Source organism: Rhizorhabdus histidinilytica, assembly GCF_900167915.1.
Classification (GTDB): Bacteria; Pseudomonadota; Alphaproteobacteria; order Sphingomonadales; family Sphingomonadaceae; genus Rhizorhabdus; species Rhizorhabdus histidinilytica.
The window spans coordinates 86795-101251 of the sequence record NZ_FUYM01000001.1 but is presented as its reverse complement, the minus strand read 5'-3'; the positions used below and the strand labels follow the sequence as shown (position 1 = coordinate 101251).

The 14457-nt window shown below is 67.8% G+C and carries 17 protein-coding genes and 1 tRNA gene; 3 read left to right on the top strand and 15 right to left on the bottom strand.

All coding sequences use genetic code 11. The features are described 5' to 3' along the window. Nucleotides 1-22: 22 nt before the first annotated feature. Nucleotides 23-96 (bottom strand) — tRNA-Gln (locus tag B5X82_RS00500). A gap of 135 nt (nucleotides 97-231) precedes the next feature. Here B5X82_RS00500 and B5X82_RS00495 point away from each other — a divergent pair. Next, the gene (locus B5X82_RS00495) at nucleotides 232-1299 is read left to right on the top strand and encodes a Ppx/GppA phosphatase family protein (protein WP_079646095.1); all 1068 of its coding nucleotides are present in this window, start codon (nucleotides 232-234) and stop codon (nucleotides 1297-1299) included. Then, nucleotides 1296-1985 carry an RlmE family RNA methyltransferase gene (locus B5X82_RS00490; protein WP_079646094.1) on the top strand — a complete coding sequence of 230 codons (690 nt, stop codon included), beginning with the start codon at nucleotides 1296-1298 and terminating at the stop codon, nucleotides 1983-1985. The genes B5X82_RS00495 and B5X82_RS00490 overlap by 4 nt, the downstream gene beginning before the upstream one ends. A 31-nt stretch (nucleotides 1986-2016) precedes the next feature. Here the strand turns inward: B5X82_RS00490 and B5X82_RS00485 are convergent, their stop codons facing one another. From B5X82_RS00485 to B5X82_RS00425, 13 genes are all read right to left on the bottom strand, one after another. Next, nucleotides 2017-2715, bottom strand: coding sequence for a ribonuclease T2 family protein (locus tag B5X82_RS00485; RefSeq protein ID WP_079646093.1), 699 nt, complete (start codon nucleotides 2713-2715; stop codon nucleotides 2017-2019). 13 nt (nucleotides 2716-2728) lie between these two features. After that, nucleotides 2729-3577 carry a carboxylating nicotinate-nucleotide diphosphorylase gene (nadC, locus tag B5X82_RS00480; protein ID WP_079646092.1) on the bottom strand — a complete coding sequence of 283 codons (849 nt, stop codon included), beginning with the start codon at nucleotides 3575-3577 and terminating at the stop codon, nucleotides 2729-2731. 117 nt (nucleotides 3578-3694) lie between these two features. Continuing rightward, nucleotides 3695-4684 (bottom strand): quinolinate synthase NadA, encoded by a 990-nt coding sequence (gene nadA / locus B5X82_RS00475; protein WP_176152422.1) that lies wholly within the window; start codon nucleotides 4682-4684, stop codon nucleotides 3695-3697. A 38-nt stretch (nucleotides 4685-4722) separates the two neighbouring features. Then, complete coding sequence (locus B5X82_RS00470) at nucleotides 4723-5583, bottom strand: MBL fold metallo-hydrolase (RefSeq protein WP_176152421.1); 861 nt, start codon at nucleotides 5581-5583, stop codon at nucleotides 4723-4725. Between the two features lie 56 nt (nucleotides 5584-5639). Then, nucleotides 5640-6692 (bottom strand): glycerophosphodiester phosphodiesterase, encoded by a 1053-nt coding sequence (locus B5X82_RS00465; RefSeq protein ID WP_079646089.1) that lies wholly within the window; start codon nucleotides 6690-6692, stop codon nucleotides 5640-5642. 9 nt (nucleotides 6693-6701) lie between these two features. Further along, nucleotides 6702-7031: a Grx4 family monothiol glutaredoxin gene (gene grxD, locus B5X82_RS00460; RefSeq protein WP_079646088.1), complete on the bottom strand. Its 330-nt coding sequence runs from the start codon at nucleotides 7029-7031 to the stop codon at nucleotides 6702-6704. Between the two features lie 10 nt (nucleotides 7032-7041). Beyond that, complete coding sequence (locus B5X82_RS00455) at nucleotides 7042-7275, bottom strand: BolA family protein (protein ID WP_012050884.1); 234 nt, start codon at nucleotides 7273-7275, stop codon at nucleotides 7042-7044. Between the two features lie 3 nt (nucleotides 7276-7278). Next, a complete protein-coding gene (locus tag B5X82_RS00450) occupies nucleotides 7279-7602 on the bottom strand; it encodes a DUF1476 domain-containing protein (protein WP_079646087.1) in 324 nt (107 codons plus the stop codon). Nucleotides 7603-7702: 100 nt separating this feature from the next. Beyond that, nucleotides 7703-8281 carry a 3-isopropylmalate dehydratase small subunit gene (leuD, locus tag B5X82_RS00445; RefSeq protein ID WP_079646086.1) on the bottom strand — a complete coding sequence of 193 codons (579 nt, stop codon included), beginning with the start codon at nucleotides 8279-8281 and terminating at the stop codon, nucleotides 7703-7705. Further along, on the bottom strand, nucleotides 8281-9114 hold the full coding sequence (locus tag B5X82_RS00440) for an N-acyl homoserine lactonase family protein (RefSeq protein WP_079646085.1): 834 nt from the start codon (nucleotides 9112-9114) through the stop codon (nucleotides 8281-8283). The genes leuD and B5X82_RS00440 overlap by 1 nt, the downstream gene beginning before the upstream one ends. Beyond that, entirely contained in the window at nucleotides 9111-10550 is a 1440-nt protein-coding gene (leuC, locus tag B5X82_RS00435; RefSeq protein WP_079646084.1) for a 3-isopropylmalate dehydratase large subunit, read from the bottom strand. The genes B5X82_RS00440 and leuC overlap by 4 nt, the downstream gene beginning before the upstream one ends. A gap of 180 nt (nucleotides 10551-10730) precedes the next feature. After that, nucleotides 10731-12080: a serine hydrolase domain-containing protein gene (locus B5X82_RS00430; protein ID WP_079646083.1), complete on the bottom strand. Its 1350-nt coding sequence runs from the start codon at nucleotides 12078-12080 to the stop codon at nucleotides 10731-10733. Nucleotides 12081-12261: 181 nt separating this feature from the next. After that, the gene (locus B5X82_RS00425; protein WP_079646082.1) at nucleotides 12262-13155 is read right to left on the bottom strand and encodes an HAD family acid phosphatase; all 894 of its coding nucleotides are present in this window, start codon (nucleotides 13153-13155) and stop codon (nucleotides 12262-12264) included. Between the two features lie 218 nt (nucleotides 13156-13373). Between B5X82_RS00425 and B5X82_RS00420 the strand changes: the two genes are divergently transcribed. After that, the gene (locus B5X82_RS00420; RefSeq protein WP_047169088.1) at nucleotides 13374-13700 is read left to right on the top strand and encodes an antibiotic biosynthesis monooxygenase family protein; all 327 of its coding nucleotides are present in this window, start codon (nucleotides 13374-13376) and stop codon (nucleotides 13698-13700) included. Between the two features lie 180 nt (nucleotides 13701-13880). On the opposite strand, the gene B5X82_RS00415 is transcribed toward B5X82_RS00420, so the two are convergent. After that, entirely contained in the window at nucleotides 13881-14345 is a 465-nt protein-coding gene (locus tag B5X82_RS00415) for a cupin domain-containing protein (protein ID WP_079646081.1), read from the bottom strand. Nucleotides 14346-14457: the final 112 nt, after the last annotated feature.

Below are 14457 nucleotides of genomic sequence, written 5' to 3'. Positions count from 1 at the left end.
GATCTGCGGGATCGGAAATGCCTGGATGCCCCGTGAGGATTCGAACCTCAATTGACGGAGTCAGAGTCCGTAGTCTTACCTTTAGACGACGGGGCATCACTGGCAGAGCGGCGCACATAAGGTCGGCCGTGCGGCCTGTCAACGGGGTGGATGCCGCCCTTGCCGTCCCCGGCTTCTCCCTCTAGGTTCGCTGCCAGGTTCCATGCGGATGCTTTCCCGCATGGTGAGAGAATGAGACTGACGATCATGGCGCACGGCCCCAATATGGTCGCGCCGCGCCCGCCGCGTGAAGGGGGGCGTCGCGCGCATTCCCCATCCCATCAATTTCCTCCGCGCAGCAACTATGCCGCGCTCGACCTGGGCACCAACAACTGCCGGCTCCTGATCGCGCGGCCGTCGGACGACGGGTTCGTGGTGGTCGACGCCTTCTCACGGATCGTTCGGCTTGGCGAGGGACTGGCGGCGACCGGGCGGCTGTCCGACGCGGCGATGGACCGCGCGGTCAGTGCACTGTCGGTGTGCGCCGACAAGCTGCGCCGCCGCCGCGTCTCGCTGGTCCGCTCTGTCGCGACCGAGGCATGCCGGCGCGCCGCCAACGGCCGCGAATTCGTCCAGCGCGTCTATCGCGAGACCGGCATCGCGCTCGAGATCATCAGCCCCGAGCAGGAGGCGCGGCTGGCGGTACTCGGCTGCCATGTGCTGCTCGAGCCCGGCGAGGGACAGGCGCTGGTGTTCGACATCGGCGGCGGATCGACGGAACTGATCCTGATCGATGCCGACCAGAGCCCGCCACGCGTGATCGACTGGTATTCGGCGCCCTGGGGCGTCGTCTCGTTGTCCGAGACCGAGCCGCACGTCGGCGACAGCCGCGACGGCCTGCTCGACAGCTACGCGCGGATGCGGGCGCGCGTCGCCGAAAGCTTCGCGCAGTTCGCCGCCAAGCTCGATCCGGGCACCCGGCCGGGCCGGCTGCTCGGCACCAGCGGCACCGTCACCACGCTCGCCAGCGTCCATCTCGACCTGCCTAATTACGATCGACGGCTGATCGATGGCCTGATCGTGCCGGTGACCGCGATGCGCGACATCAGCGCGCGACTGGCCGGGATGAGCGTCGACGAGCGTGCCGAGGTGCCGTGCATCGGCCACGAGCGCGCCGACCTGGTGGTGGCGGGCTGTGCGATCCTCGATGCGATCCTCGACATGTGGCCGGCCGAACGGCTTGGCGTCGCCGATCGCGGCATCCGCGAAGGCATCCTCCGTTCACTGATGGCCCGCGACAAAACAAGGATGTTGATGTGAGCCGAGGCGGCAATGGCGGGCGACAGCGGATCAAGACCGCGAAGGGGCGCAGCGCCTCCTCGATCAAGTGGATCCAGCGTCAGCTCAACGATCCCTATGTCCGCAAGGCGCAGGCGGAGGGCTATCGCTCGCGCGCGGCCTACAAGCTGATCGAGCTCGACGAGCGCTTCCATTTCCTGCGCGGTGCGAAGCGGGTCGTCGACCTGGGCATCGCACCGGGCGGCTGGACGCAGGTGGTGCGCCGCATCTGCCCGCAGGCGGCGATCGTCGGCATCGACCTGCTGCCGACCGACCCGATCGAAGGCGCGACCATCCTGCAGATGGACTTCATGAGCGACGAGGCCCCCGCCCTGCTCGCAGAGGCGCTGGGCGGCCCCGCCGATATCGTCCTGTCGGACATGGCCGCCAACACGGTCGGCCACCAGCAGACCGACCATCTGCGCACCATGGCGCTGGTCGAAGCCGGCTGCCTGTTCGCGAGCGAGGTTCTGCGGCCCGGCGGAACCTATGTCGCCAAGGTGCTGGCGGGCGGCGCCGACCATAGCCTGGTCGCCGAGCTCAAGCGGCTGTTCACGACCGTCAAGCACGCCAAGCCGCCGGCGAGCCGCAAGGATTCGTCCGAATGGTACGTGATCGCGCAGGGCTTCAAGGGGCGGCCGGAGGCGGCAGAGGCGGACGACGAATAGTCCCTCCCCCTCCGCCGGGGTGACGGATCGTTCAGCGAATCCGCACGACCTGATCCGGCGCCGCGCCGCCCTGATGCGCTGAACAGGCGCGGCGGTGGAACTGCTTGTCGAGGCAGATCCACACCTCCTCCATCCACCCGGCCTTGCTGACGTTCAGGCGCATCTCCTCGGGCCGCATGCCGGGATTGGCATCGGCGAACTTCCGCTGGAAATCGGCGGCGGTCATCGTCCGTCCGCTCAGCGCCTTCATGTCGGGAAAGGCGAGCTCGGAGAAGAGCTTGCCGCTCTTCGCGAAATAGTCGGCGGCCGTCTTCGACATGCAGGTGCCGTGCTTCTCCCACTCATGCTGGATGAGCTGCGGCGACGGCGTGCTGCACAGATGTTCGCGGATCACAGCATCGGGCACCAGCCGGGTCGGCTTGCAATATTGCGGCCACAGCGCGCCCTCCCCGTCGGGCCAGAGGCCATGGAGGGTGAAGCCGAAGCTGTTTGCCCCGCCGCACTGGATATGGTCCCGCGGGCTGCTGCTTTTGTCTATACAATATTGCGGCGACCAGCTCACCGCCAGCGTATAGCCGCCGATCGGGAGCAACCGGCGCGGCTGGTCGACCGTCGGCCCCTCGAGCATCGGCCGCGGCAAGGTCGCGGGAATCTCACAGCTCGGCGCCTTCTTCGCGCAGGCGGGCGCCACCAGCAGGGCAGCGAGCAGGACGGGGAGACCGATTCTCATCGTCCCACCCTGATCAGGGAAGCGGACGAAAATCCAGCCCGATGTCGGCGGCGGGCGCCGACTGGGTCAGTCGCCCGACCGAGATATAGGTGACGCCGGTCTGCGCGATCGCCTTGATCGTATCGAGCCGCACGCCGCCCGACGCCTCGGTCGGCACCCGGCCGCCGACCAGCGTCACCGCGCCGCGCAGCGTCGGCGGGTCCATGTTATCGAGCAGCAGATGGGTGGCGCCGGCGGCGAGCGCCGGCTCGATCTGATCGACGCGGTCGACCTCGACGATGATCCGTTCGATGCCGGCCGCGACCGCGCGGCGCACCGCCTCCCCGATATTGCCGGCGACCGCGACATGGTTGTCCTTGATCATTGCCGCGTCGTCGAGCCGCATCCGGTGGTTGGTGCCGCCGCCCATGCGCACCGCATATTTCTCCAGCACGCGCAGGCCCGGGATGGTCTTGCGGGTGTCGAGCAGGGTCGCGCCGGTGCCGGCGATCGCGTCGACATAGGCGCTGGCCAGAGTCGCCACGCCCGACAGGTGCTGGACGGTGTTGAGCGCCGAACGCTCGGCGGTCAGCAGCGCGCGTGCCTTGCCGCGCAGCCGCATCAGCACCCCGCCCTTCGCGACGCGGGCGCCGTCCGCAACCAGCGTCTCGATCTCGACCGCGGGATCGAGCGCGCGGAAGAAAGCCTCGGCGATCGGCAGGCCGGCGACGCTGATCGCGTCGCGGCTCGCCATCTCGCCCTCGAACAACGCATCGGCCGGGATGGTCGCGGCGGAGGTGATGTCCCCCCCTTGCCCCAGATCCTCGGCAAGGGTCGCGCGGACGAAGGCGTCGAGGTCAAAATCGGGAAGAGTGAAGGTCATATCCGCCCCTGCTTCGTCACCCCAGCGAAGGCTGGGGTCCATGTCTCTCATCGGCCAGATGGCATCTGATAAGAATACAGACATGGATGCCAGCCTTCGCTGGCATGACGGTGATATCTAAAGTTTCGGCCGCCCCACATCGGGCCCCGACAGGCCGCCGGTCATCTCCAGCATCCGGTCGAGCGAGCGCTTCGCGGCGATGCGGGTCTCCTCGTCGACCTCGATCCGCGGGGTCAGGTCGCGCAGCGAGAGATAGAGCTTCTCCATCGTGTTCAGCGCCATGTACGGGCACATGTTGCAGTTGCAGTTGCCGTCTGCGCCGGGCGCGCCGATGAAGCTCTTGTGCGGCGCCGCCTTCTCCATCTGGTGGATGATGTGCGGCTCGGTCGCGACGATGAAGGTCTGCGCGTCCGACGTGAGCACATAGTCGAGGATGCCCCGGGTCGACCCGACATAGTCGGCATGGTCGAGGATGTGGACCGGGCATTCGGGATGCGCGGCGATCGGCGCGTCGGGATGCTGCGCCTTGAGCTTGAGCAACTCGGTCTCGGAAAAGGCCTCGTGGACGATGCAGCTGCCTTCCCAGAGCAGCATGTCGCGGCCGGTCTTGCGCGCGAAATAGCCGCCGAGGTGGCGATCGGGCGCGAAGATGATCTTCTGGTCCTTTGGCAGCTGCGACAGGATCGTCTCGGCCGAGGAGGAGGTGACGATGATGTCGCTATGCGCCTTCACCGCCGCCGAGCAGTTGATGTAGGTCAGCGCGAGATGATCGGGATGCGCCGCGCGGAAGCGGGCGAATTCCTCGGGCGGGCAGCTGTCCTCCAGGCTGCAGCCGGCGTCCATGTCGGGCAGGATCACCGTCTTCTCGGGCGACAGGATCTTCGCCACCTCGGCCATGAAACGCACGCCGCAGAAGGCGATCACGTCGGCGTCGGTGGCCGCCGCCTTGCGCGACAGATCGAGGCTGTCGCCGACGAAATCGGCGAGATCCTGTATCTCCGGCGTCTGGTAATAATGGGCGAGGATGACGGCGTTGCGCTCCTTGCGCAGCCGATCGATCTCGGCGCGCAGGTCCAGGCCGGTCAGGTTCTCCAGAGGGGCGTTCATCGCGTGATAGTCTCCACGTGCGCGGCTCAGCCTCAGACTCAGGCCGCGAGGCTCCATAGCGTGTCGTCGCGACGGACGATACCGCGCGTCTCCAGGTCGATCAGATGGGCGAGCACCGACAGGCCGGCGGCGCCGTGCAGCCGCGGATCGACGCCGACATACATCTGCTGGACCATGTCGGGGATCAGTGCGACGTCGCGTTCGAGCAGGCGGAGTATCTGTCCCTCGCGCTGCTTGCGATGGCCGATCAGCCCGCGCACGAAACGCTGCGGCCGCTCGATCGGATCGCCATGCGCCGAATAATAGACGCTGTCCTGCTCGCGCGCCTGCAAGCGTTCGAGGCTTTCGAGATAATGGCCCATATTGCCGTCGGGCGGCACCACGACGCTGGTCGACCAGCCCATGACATGGTCGCCGGTGAACAGCGCCCCCGCCTCGGGCAGCGCATAGCAGATATGGTTGGAGGTGTGGCCGGGGGTATGCACCGCCTGCAGCGTCCAGCCGTCGCCGGCGATCGTCGCGCCCTCGGCCATCGCCTCGTCGGGGCTGTAGTCGCGATCGAACGAGGCGTCGGCCCGCGGCCCCGTATCGTCGAGCGCGAGCGGGGCGCAACCGATGATCGGCGCACCGGTCCGCGCCTTCAGTTCGGCGGCGGCGGGGCTGTGGTCGCGATGGGTGTGGGTGCAGACGATCGCGCGCAGCCGCGCATCGCCGATCGCCGCGACGATCGCGTCGACATGCTCGGGCAGGTCGGGACCCGGATCGATCACCGCCACGTCGCGCCCGCCGACCAGATAGGTTTGCGTGCCGGTATAGGTGAAGGGACTCGGATTACCGGCCAGCAACCGGCGCACCAGAGGGTGCTGCATCTGGGCCACGCCGACGGTCTGTTCGCTCATGGGGCTGCATGTGGCATCGGCAGGGCCCAATGTGAAGGGATTGTTCCGGGGGCCGGCTATTCGGCCGCCTTTGCCACGAACGCCGCTCGCGCCGCGACGGCCTCGCCGGGGAAGTCGCTGAACAGGCCGTCGACGCCATAACCCAGGAAACGGGCATATTCGGCGGCGGCGTCGCCCCTCGCCGCCTCGTCCGTGCCGATGCGGTCGCCGACGGCCAGGAAGCCGTTCTCGCTGCGGAAGGTCCAGGGATGGACGAGCAGCCCGGCCGCATGCGCGTCGCGGACCAGCGTGGTCGGCGGCTGCGCGCGGCCGGCGGCGTCGCGCGGCTCGATCAGCAGCTTGTACGGCCCGATCGCATCGGCATAGCCCGCGATCGCCTTCAGTCCCTCGGGACTGACCATGTCGGCGACGGTCAGGCCGGTGCCCGCCACGACCTGGTCATAGGGCGGCGTCCCGCCCTCGATGAGTTGGACGAGGCGCAGCCTGGTCAGCGTCCGCAGCGCCTTCAGGTTCGACACCTCGAACGACTGGATGAACACCGGATCGTCGGCGCGGGTGAAGCCGGCCCGCGCCAGCGCGTCGACCAGTGCCTTCTCCAGCGGCTTGCCGATCGAGGCGAAATAGGTCGGGTGCTTGGTCTCGGGATAGATGCCGATCTTGCGCGGGCTCGACCGGACCAGCGCCAGCGCCTCGTCGAAGGTGGCGATCCGCTCGCCCCGCCAATCCGCATTGGCCGGCCGGAGCTTCGGCAACCGCTCACGCGCATGCAGGGTCTTGAGTTCGGCGAGGGTGAAGTCCTCGGTGAACCAGCCGGTCACCGCCCGTCCGTCGATAGTCTTGCGGGTGCGCCGGCCTGCGAACTCGGGATGCTCGGCGACGTCGGTCGTGTCGGTGATGTCGTTCTCGTGGCGGATGACGAGGACGTCGTCCTTCGTCATCACCAGGTCGGGTTCGATGAAATCGGCGCCCTGCTCGATCGCGCGGGCATAGGCGGCGATCGTATGCTCGGGACGCTCGCCCGACGCGCCGCGATGGGCGATGACCACCGGCGCGGCGGCGGCGGACGCGGCGATGCTCAGCGCCATGGCGAAGGCCGGCAGGCGGCGCATCGCATGCGATCAGGCGTGGGCGATGCCGTTCTGGTCGAGCAGGTCGAGCAGCTCGCCGGCCTCGTACATCTCCATCATGATGTCCGATCCGCCAACGAACTCGCCCTTCACATAGAGCTGCGGAATCGTCGGCCAGTCCGAGAATTCCTTGATGCCGGCACGGATCGCCGGGTCCTGGAGCACGTCGACCGTCGCATATTCGACGCCGAGATGGTCGAGGATCGCGATCGCGCGGCTGGAGAAGCCGCACTGCGGGAAGAGCGGCGTGCCCTTCATGAACAGCAGCACGTCGGCGGAATTGACCGCCGTCGCGATGCGCGCCTGGACGTCGTCACTCATCTTTCGCTCCTCAATCGGGCGTCGCGGTGGACAGTTGGAGCGCGTGGAGCACCCCGCCCATCCGCCCGCCCAGGGCATCATAGACCAGCCGCTGCTGCTTGACCCGGTTGAGTCCGCGGAAGCTCTCGCTCACCACGCGCGCGGCATAATGGTCGCCGTCGCCGGCAAGATCGGTGATCTCGACCCGCGCATCGGGCAGCGCGGCCTTGATCATCGCCTCGATCTCGTCGGCGGCCATCGGCATTGCTTACTTGCCTTCCATCAGCTGGCGGCGCGCCTCGACCGTTTTCGCGTCGAGCGCGGCGCGGATGCGCGCATCGTCGATCTCGACGCCCGCCGAGGTCAGGTCGCCCAGCAGCTTGCGGATCACGTCCTCGTCGCCGGCCTCCTCGAAATCGGCCTGCACCACCGACTTGGCATAGCTGTCGGTTTCCTCGGAAGTGAGCTTCATCAGCCCCGCCGCCCAGTGACCGAGCAGCCGGTTGCGCCGCGCGGTGATGCGGAAGGCCATCTCCTGATCATGGGCGAACTTGTTCTCGAAAGCCTGCTCGCGATCATCGAAGGTCGTCATCTTGTTCCCTGCTCACCGGTGGATGGATATTCAGATAGGCATGGCTTGGCATGCGCGCAACAGCACAGACTCGCAAAAGAGGCTCCGGCCGGAGCCCCGGTCACAGCCAGGGCCGGTCCGCCGCCATCCTGCCTTCGAAGGTCGAGATCGCCGCGTCCTGCGCCAGCGTCATGCCGACCTCATCGAGGCCGTTGAGCAGGCAATGCTTGCGGAACGGATCGATCTCGAAGCGGAAGCGGTCCTGGAACGGCGTGGTGACCGTCTGGTTCTCCAGGTCGATGCCGATCGGATGGGTCTTGGCGACCTCGAGCAGCCGATCGACCGCCTCCTGCGGCAGCACCACCGTCAGGATGCCGTTCTTGAAGGCGTTGCCAGAGAAGATGTCCGAGAAGCTCGGCGCGATCACCGCGTCGATGCCGAGGTCGCCCAGTGCCCAGGCGGCATGCTCGCGGCTCGACCCGCAGCCGAAATTATCGCCCGCGATCAGGATGTTGGCGCCCTTGTACTCGGGATCATCGAAGACGTTGCCCGGCTGCGCGCGGATCGTCTCGAAGGCGCCGCGACCCAGCCCCTTGCGGGTGATCGTCTTGAGGTACTGCGCCGGGATGATGACGTCGGTGTCGACGTTCTTCAGGCCCAGCGGAATGGCACGGCCCTCGACCTCGCGGATCGGCTTCATCATTCGGCTCCTTGCGGGAAAGCGGGCAGCTTGGCGACGTCGCGCGGATCATGCTGGATGATCGACACCGCCTTGAGCGAGGCGCCGAGCTTGCGGAAACGGTCCATCGAGGCCAGCGAATCGGCGCGGTCGGTGTTGAAGGTGGGCACCCCGTCGCCGTCGAGATTCTCGTGGAAATGGGCGACGTCGCCCGACAGCAGCACGACGCCCGTCTTCGGCAGCCGCACCAGCAGGCCGTGATGACCCGGCGTGTGGCCGGTGAAGTTGACCATCACCACGCTGCCGTCGCCGAACAGGTCCTTGTCGCCCTCGACCGCCTCGACCTTGGCGCCGTCGGCGAGCCAGGGGGCGATCGGCTTGCCGATGCCGTCCCTGTCGGCGCGCGCGGCCTTCAGGTCGCCGGCGCCGATGACGAGCTTCGCCTTCGGGAAGTCCGCCGCCTGGCCGGTATGGTCGAAATGATAATGGCTGATGCCGATCAGACCGATCTGCTCGGGTTTGACGCCGATCTGGGCAAGCTGGTCGACGATCGTCCGGTCGAGCCGACCGTCGATCGGCTGGGTCGGATCGGGCTTGGCGCCGAGCATCGCCGCCGGCACCCCCGTATCCCACAGCATATAGGCGTCGCCGTCCTTGATCAGGTAGCAGCTGCCGACCAGGTCGCGGGTCTGGCCGGTATAGGCCTGGGTGTCCGAGAAGATGTTGGGCTGATTGACGCGGAAGCGGCCGCAATCGAGCCGCCACAGCTTGTCGACCGTGCCCGGCACCGGCGCGGCCTGCGCCGCCGCCGATGCGAGCAGCGCCGCGGCGATGGCGATCAGCCGCCGCTTCATGCCACCGGCTCCAGCTCGCGGACGTCGGTCAGATGCCCGGTCACCGCCGCCGCCGCCGCCATGGCGGGCGAGACGAGGTGGGTCCGCGCGCCCGGCCCCTGCCGGCCGACGAAATTGCGGTTCGAGGTGGAGGCGCAGCGTTCGCCGGCCGGCACCTTGTCCGGGTTCATCGCCAGGCACATCGAGCAGCCCGGCTCGCGCCATTCGAAGCCCGCCTCGACGAAGATGCGGTCGAGCCCCTCTTCTTCCGCCTGGCGCTTGACCAGGCCCGAGCCCGGCACGATCAGCGCCTGGCGGACATTGGCGGCGACCTTGCGCCCCTTCACCACCGCGGCGGCGGCGCGGAGGTCCTCGATCCGGCTGTTGGTGCAGCTGCCGATGAAGATGTTCTCGACCGGCACGTCCTGCATCCGGGTGCCCGGGGTCAGGCCCATATAGTCGAGCGACTTCTGCGCGGCGACCTGCTTCGACGGATCGGCGAAGCTCATCGGATCGGGGACGACGCCGGTGATCGGCACGACGTCCTCGGGGCTGGTGCCCCAGGTCAGGCAGGGCGCGATGTCGGCCGCGTCGATGATCACGACCTTGTCATAGGTCGCGCCCGGATCGGTCGGCAGCGTCCGCCACCAGGCGATCGCCTTGTCCCAGTCGGCGCCTGCGGGCGCCATCGGCCGGCCCTGCATATAGGCGAAGGTCGTCTCGTCGGGCGCGATCAGGCCGGCGCGGGCGCCGCCCTCGATCGACATGTTGCAGACGGTCAGCCGCCCCTCGACCGACATCTCGCGAAACACATTGCCGGTATATTCTATGACATAGCCGGTGCCGCCGGCCGCGCCGATCACGCCGATGACGTGGAGGATCACATCCTTCGGGGTGACGCCCGCGCCAAGCGTGCCTTCGACCCGCACCTCCATCGTCTTCGACGGGGCGAGCAGCAGCGTCTGCGTCGCCATGACATGCTCGATCTCCGATGTGCCGATGCCGAAGGCCAGCGCGCCGAGGCCGCCATGCGCGGCGGTGTGGCTGTCGCCGCAGACGATCGTCGTGCCCGGCTGTGAGAAGCCCTGCTCGGGCCCGACGACATGGACGATGCCCTGCTCCGGCGCGACCGCGTCAATGTAGCGAACGCCGAACTCGGGCGCGTTGCGCTCGAGCGTGGCAAGCTGGTCCGCCGATTCCCGGTCGGCGATGGGTACGCGCCTGCCGTCCGCGTCGAGCCGCGCGGTGGTGGGAAGATTATGGTCCGGCACCGCGAGGGTGAGATCGGGCCGCCGCAGCTTGCGGCCGGCGACGCGCAGCGCCTCGAAGGCCTGCGGGCTGGTGACCTCGTGGACGAGGTGGCGATCGATGTAGATCAGGCAGGTGCCGTCGTCGCGACGCTCGACGACATGCGCGTCCCAGATCTTCTCGTAGAGGGTGCGGGGCTTGCTGGACATGGCCGTCGCTCTACCGAACACGCGGCCAAAGTCAAAGCAGAGTGAAAAGGAAGGATAGAAGCTGGGCTATCCCCTTCCGCGTCATCCCGGCTAAAGCCGGGATCTCCCTTCTCTTCCCGTCGCCACCGACCCGAAGGCACCGGGATTCCGGCTTTCGCCGGAATGACGTCGATGAAGGCCCTACTTGTCCAGCTCCATCCAGTCCTTGAACGGCAGGTTGTAGAGCATGTCCATCACCTCGAGCTGCATGCCGGTCGGCTCGACCGCGGTCGAGTTCCACAGCATGCCGACCCCGGCCTTGAGCAGCGGATCGAACAGGATCAGCGAGCGATAGCCGTCGACCGCGCCGCGATGGCCGATCACCTGGCGCCCCTGATAATGCCAGATCCGCCAGCCGAGCCCGTAGGATGCCTCCTTGAGCGACTGGTCCAGCTCGCGCTGGCGATGGATCGAGAAGGTACGGATGCGCGGGCTGTGGATGTCCCGCAACAGCCGCTTGGACAGGACGCGCGGGGCACCGCCCATCTGCGCGCGCATCCAGATGCCGAGGTCAATGATCGATGAGTTGACGCCGCCAGCCGCCGGCGTCCGGTAATAGGCGTCGGAAACCTTGAGCTCGCGGCGGCCGGTGTGCGGCCGCGCCCAGCTCGGCGAGGATTCGAGGCCTTCGCGGGTGGTCGTCGCCGACTGCATGCCGAGCGGACCGAACAGCTTCTGCTGGACCAGCGCGGCATAGCTCTTGTGGCCGGCATGCTCGGCCGCCTCACTCGCTGCGTCATAGGCGATGTTCTGGTAGCTGTAGCATTTGCCCGGCGGGCAGAGCAGCGGGATCTGGTTCAGCCGGCTGCGGATCTCCTTGGGGTCGTGGCCGTCCTCCAGGTCGCGGTCATAGGCGTTCTTCCAGATGCCCAGGCTCTGCGACAGGAGGTTGTCGATCGTCGCGACGTCCTGCGCATTCTCGGGCAGCTTGAGCGACGGCGCCCAGCGCGACACCGGATCGCGCAGCGACAGCTTCTTCTCCTCGGCCATCTTGGCGAGCAGGGTCGCGGCGACGCCCTTCGACACCGACGCCCAGCGAAACACGGTGTGCGCGTCGACCGGCTTGCCCTCGGGCCCATCGGTGGTCACGCCATAGCCCTTGGCGAAGCTGATCTCGCCATTCTCGATGGTAACGATCGCGACGCCGACCACCGACTTCTTCTCCGCCAGCAGCTGCATCCGCCGGTCGAGCCGCGCATAGTCGATCCGGCGCGGCCCGGCCTTGCTGATGCCGATCCGGCTGAGGTCGACCGAAAGGCGCTCCGCGCCCGGCTTGGGCGCATCCTGCGTCACCTTGCGCAGATAGAAGCCGCCCGCCGCGACGAAGGCGATCAGCACCGCGACCAGCACCACGGCGGCAATGACGAGACCATGCTCGATCTGGACGACAGTGGGGACATGAGGTTCGCGCGGGACGGCGCGATCGGGGGTCGCGGCGGGTTTCGGGGCGACGGGTTTCGGGGCCGAGTTCGGAGAAGGATCGAGATTCACGGCAGCGATCGGACCAGCAGACAGGAGGGACGGCAGCCATAGCAGTTCGGTCGAGGATCGCCCGAGCCGCCGACCGCCGCTCGCCCCGCGCCATGCACCATCCGGCGCGACACCGGAAGGGGCCGGCGCGGCGAAAATACGCGATCGGGCGATGGACCGCCGCCGTCACGCCCTTCCGGCCTCATTTCCCTTGCCCTTCAACGGGATCGGTCCAGCGCTTGTCGGCCGGGAAAACCGCGTCCCAGTCGCCCGCCAGCCCCGATCCGTAGACCGGGTTGGGCAGCACGAACCAGCCCTGCCCCCACAGCCGCGCGATCGCGGGCGCAGTCGCCAGCGCCCGGCGCGCAGCCGGATCGCCGCGGAAGCCGTCGCTGAAATCGCCGAGTTGATCGCCGACCATCGCGATCACACAGAAGCGGCGGGCGATCTCCTGCCGCCGACCGTCCTTGCCGCGCTGCCCGTCGACGTCGCCGGCCAGGAACAGCGTCTCGCCATGGCGAAACGCGCCCAGCCCCACCCTGGCGAGCGCGACCTCGGCAGCGGCGGCGCTGGCCGCGGCGCGGTTGGTGTTGACGATCGGGGTGACCCCGCGCCGGCGCAGCGCCGCGACCGCCTCAACCGCGCCCGGCAGCGGTGCCAGCGCAGCGCCGTCGGCCTGTTCCCAGCGCGACCAGCGATCGGCGTCGAAACCCTTGCCGCTGCGCCCCTCGAGCATTTCATAACCGAGGTTGAGGACCAGCGTCTCGTCCATGTCGAACACCACCGCCGGCGGCCGGTCGCCGCAAGCGGTGAAGGCAGTACCATCGGGCGAAGCGTCGGCCGCCAGCACCACCGAGGCGCGCCGCTCCGCCTGCCGCTCGACAAAGGCGGTCAGCATCCCGAATGCCTGGACGTCGAGCGCCGCCGCCTCGGCCGATCCGTAGAGATATTGCATGCCCGGTGGCGGGCTCGCGGGTGAAGCCGGGACCGGAGCCGGCGGGCTGCGGCCGGCGCATCCGGCCAGCGCCGCGAGCATCGCCGCCGCCGCGACGCGCAACGCAGGCCGCGCCCTTCCCCGGCCGACCATCCCGAACATCCGCACCTCCCCGAAGATCGCGGGCAGCTAGGTCGCCCATCCCGCCCGCGTCAACCGCCAAGACGGGAATTTCATGTTGCATTGCAGCGATATGGCTCGGGATCGCGCCATTATTGCCACAGCCTGGCGCCAATAATCGCCCATGCGGCGCGATCGGCAGCGGCGGGGCGTTGACCTGCGGCGAACTTTGTCCAATCACGAGGGAACAGGAGGCCGCGATGATCAAGGAATTGGCGGAAATCGACATCAAGCCCGGCTGCGAACAGGCGTTCGAGCAGGCAGCGGTGCTCGCCAGGGACCTGTTCCTCGGTTCGAAGGGCTGCATCGCCTTCCGCCTCCACCGCTCGATGGAACAGCCGAGCCGCTATCGGATGTTCGTCGAGTGGGAGACGATCGAGGATCACATGATCGAGTTCCGCAATTCGGACGCCTTCCTCGAATGGCGCCGGCTGTGCGGGTCCTATTTCCAGAACCCGCCGCGGGTCGAGCATCTGACCGTCATCGTCGAGGGCCGCAGCGAGGACCTCGCCGTCGCCGCCGAATAGGCGCCCCTTTACCATTCATCTGACCCGCTCATCCTGACAAGCGGAAGAGAAGTCGCGTCACATTTAAGCCAGTTTCACCGTTCATCCCGAGCGCCTGCCTTGCAGGCAGTCGAGGGGTTCGACACGAACGGACATTTTCAATCCATCTGAACCGAGTCTGGGCGCTCGATGTCCTTCCCCTCATTCCTTCGGATAGGGCGTCCCGTCGCGATGGCGGTAGAAGGATTCGCCCGGCCGCGCGTCCATGTCGATGTCGGGGTAGTGGCAGGCGTCGGTCGACGGCCGCCGCGATCCGATCTCCAGATAGACGGCGTCGCGATCGCTCCGGTTCTGCAGGCAATGGCCGTTGGCCTCGCCCGCCTTCCAGCCGATGCAGTCGCCGGCGCGCAGGACATGGTCGCCGTCGTCCTCGACAGCCACGACCTCGCCCTCCAGCATCATGACGAACTCGTCCTCGACGCTGTGCCAGTGGCGCTGGCTCGACCAGCGGCCCGGCGGCAGGCGGACCAGGTTGACCCCGAAATCGTCCAGCCCCGCCGCATCGCCCAGCTTGCGCCAGGTGGCGCCCAGGCAGATCTCCTTGAAGGGGTGCGGATAGCTGCAGCCGCTGCTCACGGGCACGGCGTCGAGGTCGATCTTCGGCACGGCATGTCTCCTCGCCCATACCCTTACACCAAATGGAACATTGGACGAACGGACTATCCGACCGCAGGAAAATCCCTTTCCATCCGGCCGATTTGTGCCAATAATCGCCATG

Excerpts from the sequence above, each read along its gene's own strand:
- B5X82_RS00495 (WP_079646095.1), top strand. The coding sequence starts at position 232 with ATGAGACTGACGATCATGGCGCACGGCCCCAATATGGTCGCGCCGCGC.
- B5X82_RS00485 (WP_079646093.1), bottom strand. The coding sequence starts at position 2,715 with ATGAGAATCGGTCTCCCCGTCCTGCTCGCTGCCCTGCTGGTGGCGCCC.
- nadC (WP_079646092.1), bottom strand. The coding sequence starts at position 3,577 with ATGACCTTCACTCTTCCCGATTTTGACCTCGACGCCTTCGTCCGCGCG.
- nadA (WP_176152422.1), bottom strand. The coding sequence starts at position 4,684 with ATGAACGCCCCTCTGGAGAACCTGACCGGCCTGGACCTGCGCGCCGAG.
- B5X82_RS00470 (WP_176152421.1), bottom strand. The coding sequence starts at position 5,583 with ATGAGCGAACAGACCGTCGGCGTGGCCCAGATGCAGCACCCTCTGGTG.
- B5X82_RS00465 (WP_079646089.1), bottom strand. The coding sequence starts at position 6,692 with ATGCGCCGCCTGCCGGCCTTCGCCATGGCGCTGAGCATCGCCGCGTCC.
- grxD (WP_079646088.1), bottom strand. The coding sequence starts at position 7,031 with ATGAGTGACGACGTCCAGGCGCGCATCGCGACGGCGGTCAATTCCGCC.
- B5X82_RS00455 (WP_012050884.1), bottom strand. The coding sequence starts at position 7,275 with ATGCCGATGGCCGCCGACGAGATCGAGGCGATGATCAAGGCCGCGCTG.
- B5X82_RS00450 (WP_079646087.1), bottom strand. The coding sequence starts at position 7,602 with ATGACGACCTTCGATGATCGCGAGCAGGCTTTCGAGAACAAGTTCGCC.
- leuD (WP_079646086.1), bottom strand. The coding sequence starts at position 8,281 with ATGAAGCCGATCCGCGAGGTCGAGGGCCGTGCCATTCCGCTGGGCCTG.
- B5X82_RS00440 (WP_079646085.1), bottom strand. The coding sequence starts at position 9,114 with ATGAAGCGGCGGCTGATCGCCATCGCCGCGGCGCTGCTCGCATCGGCG.
- leuC (WP_079646084.1), bottom strand. The coding sequence starts at position 10,550 with ATGTCCAGCAAGCCCCGCACCCTCTACGAGAAGATCTGGGACGCGCAT.
- B5X82_RS00425 (WP_079646082.1), bottom strand. The coding sequence starts at position 13,155 with ATGTTCGGGATGGTCGGCCGGGGAAGGGCGCGGCCTGCGTTGCGCGTC.
- B5X82_RS00420 (WP_047169088.1), top strand. The coding sequence starts at position 13,374 with ATGATCAAGGAATTGGCGGAAATCGACATCAAGCCCGGCTGCGAACAG.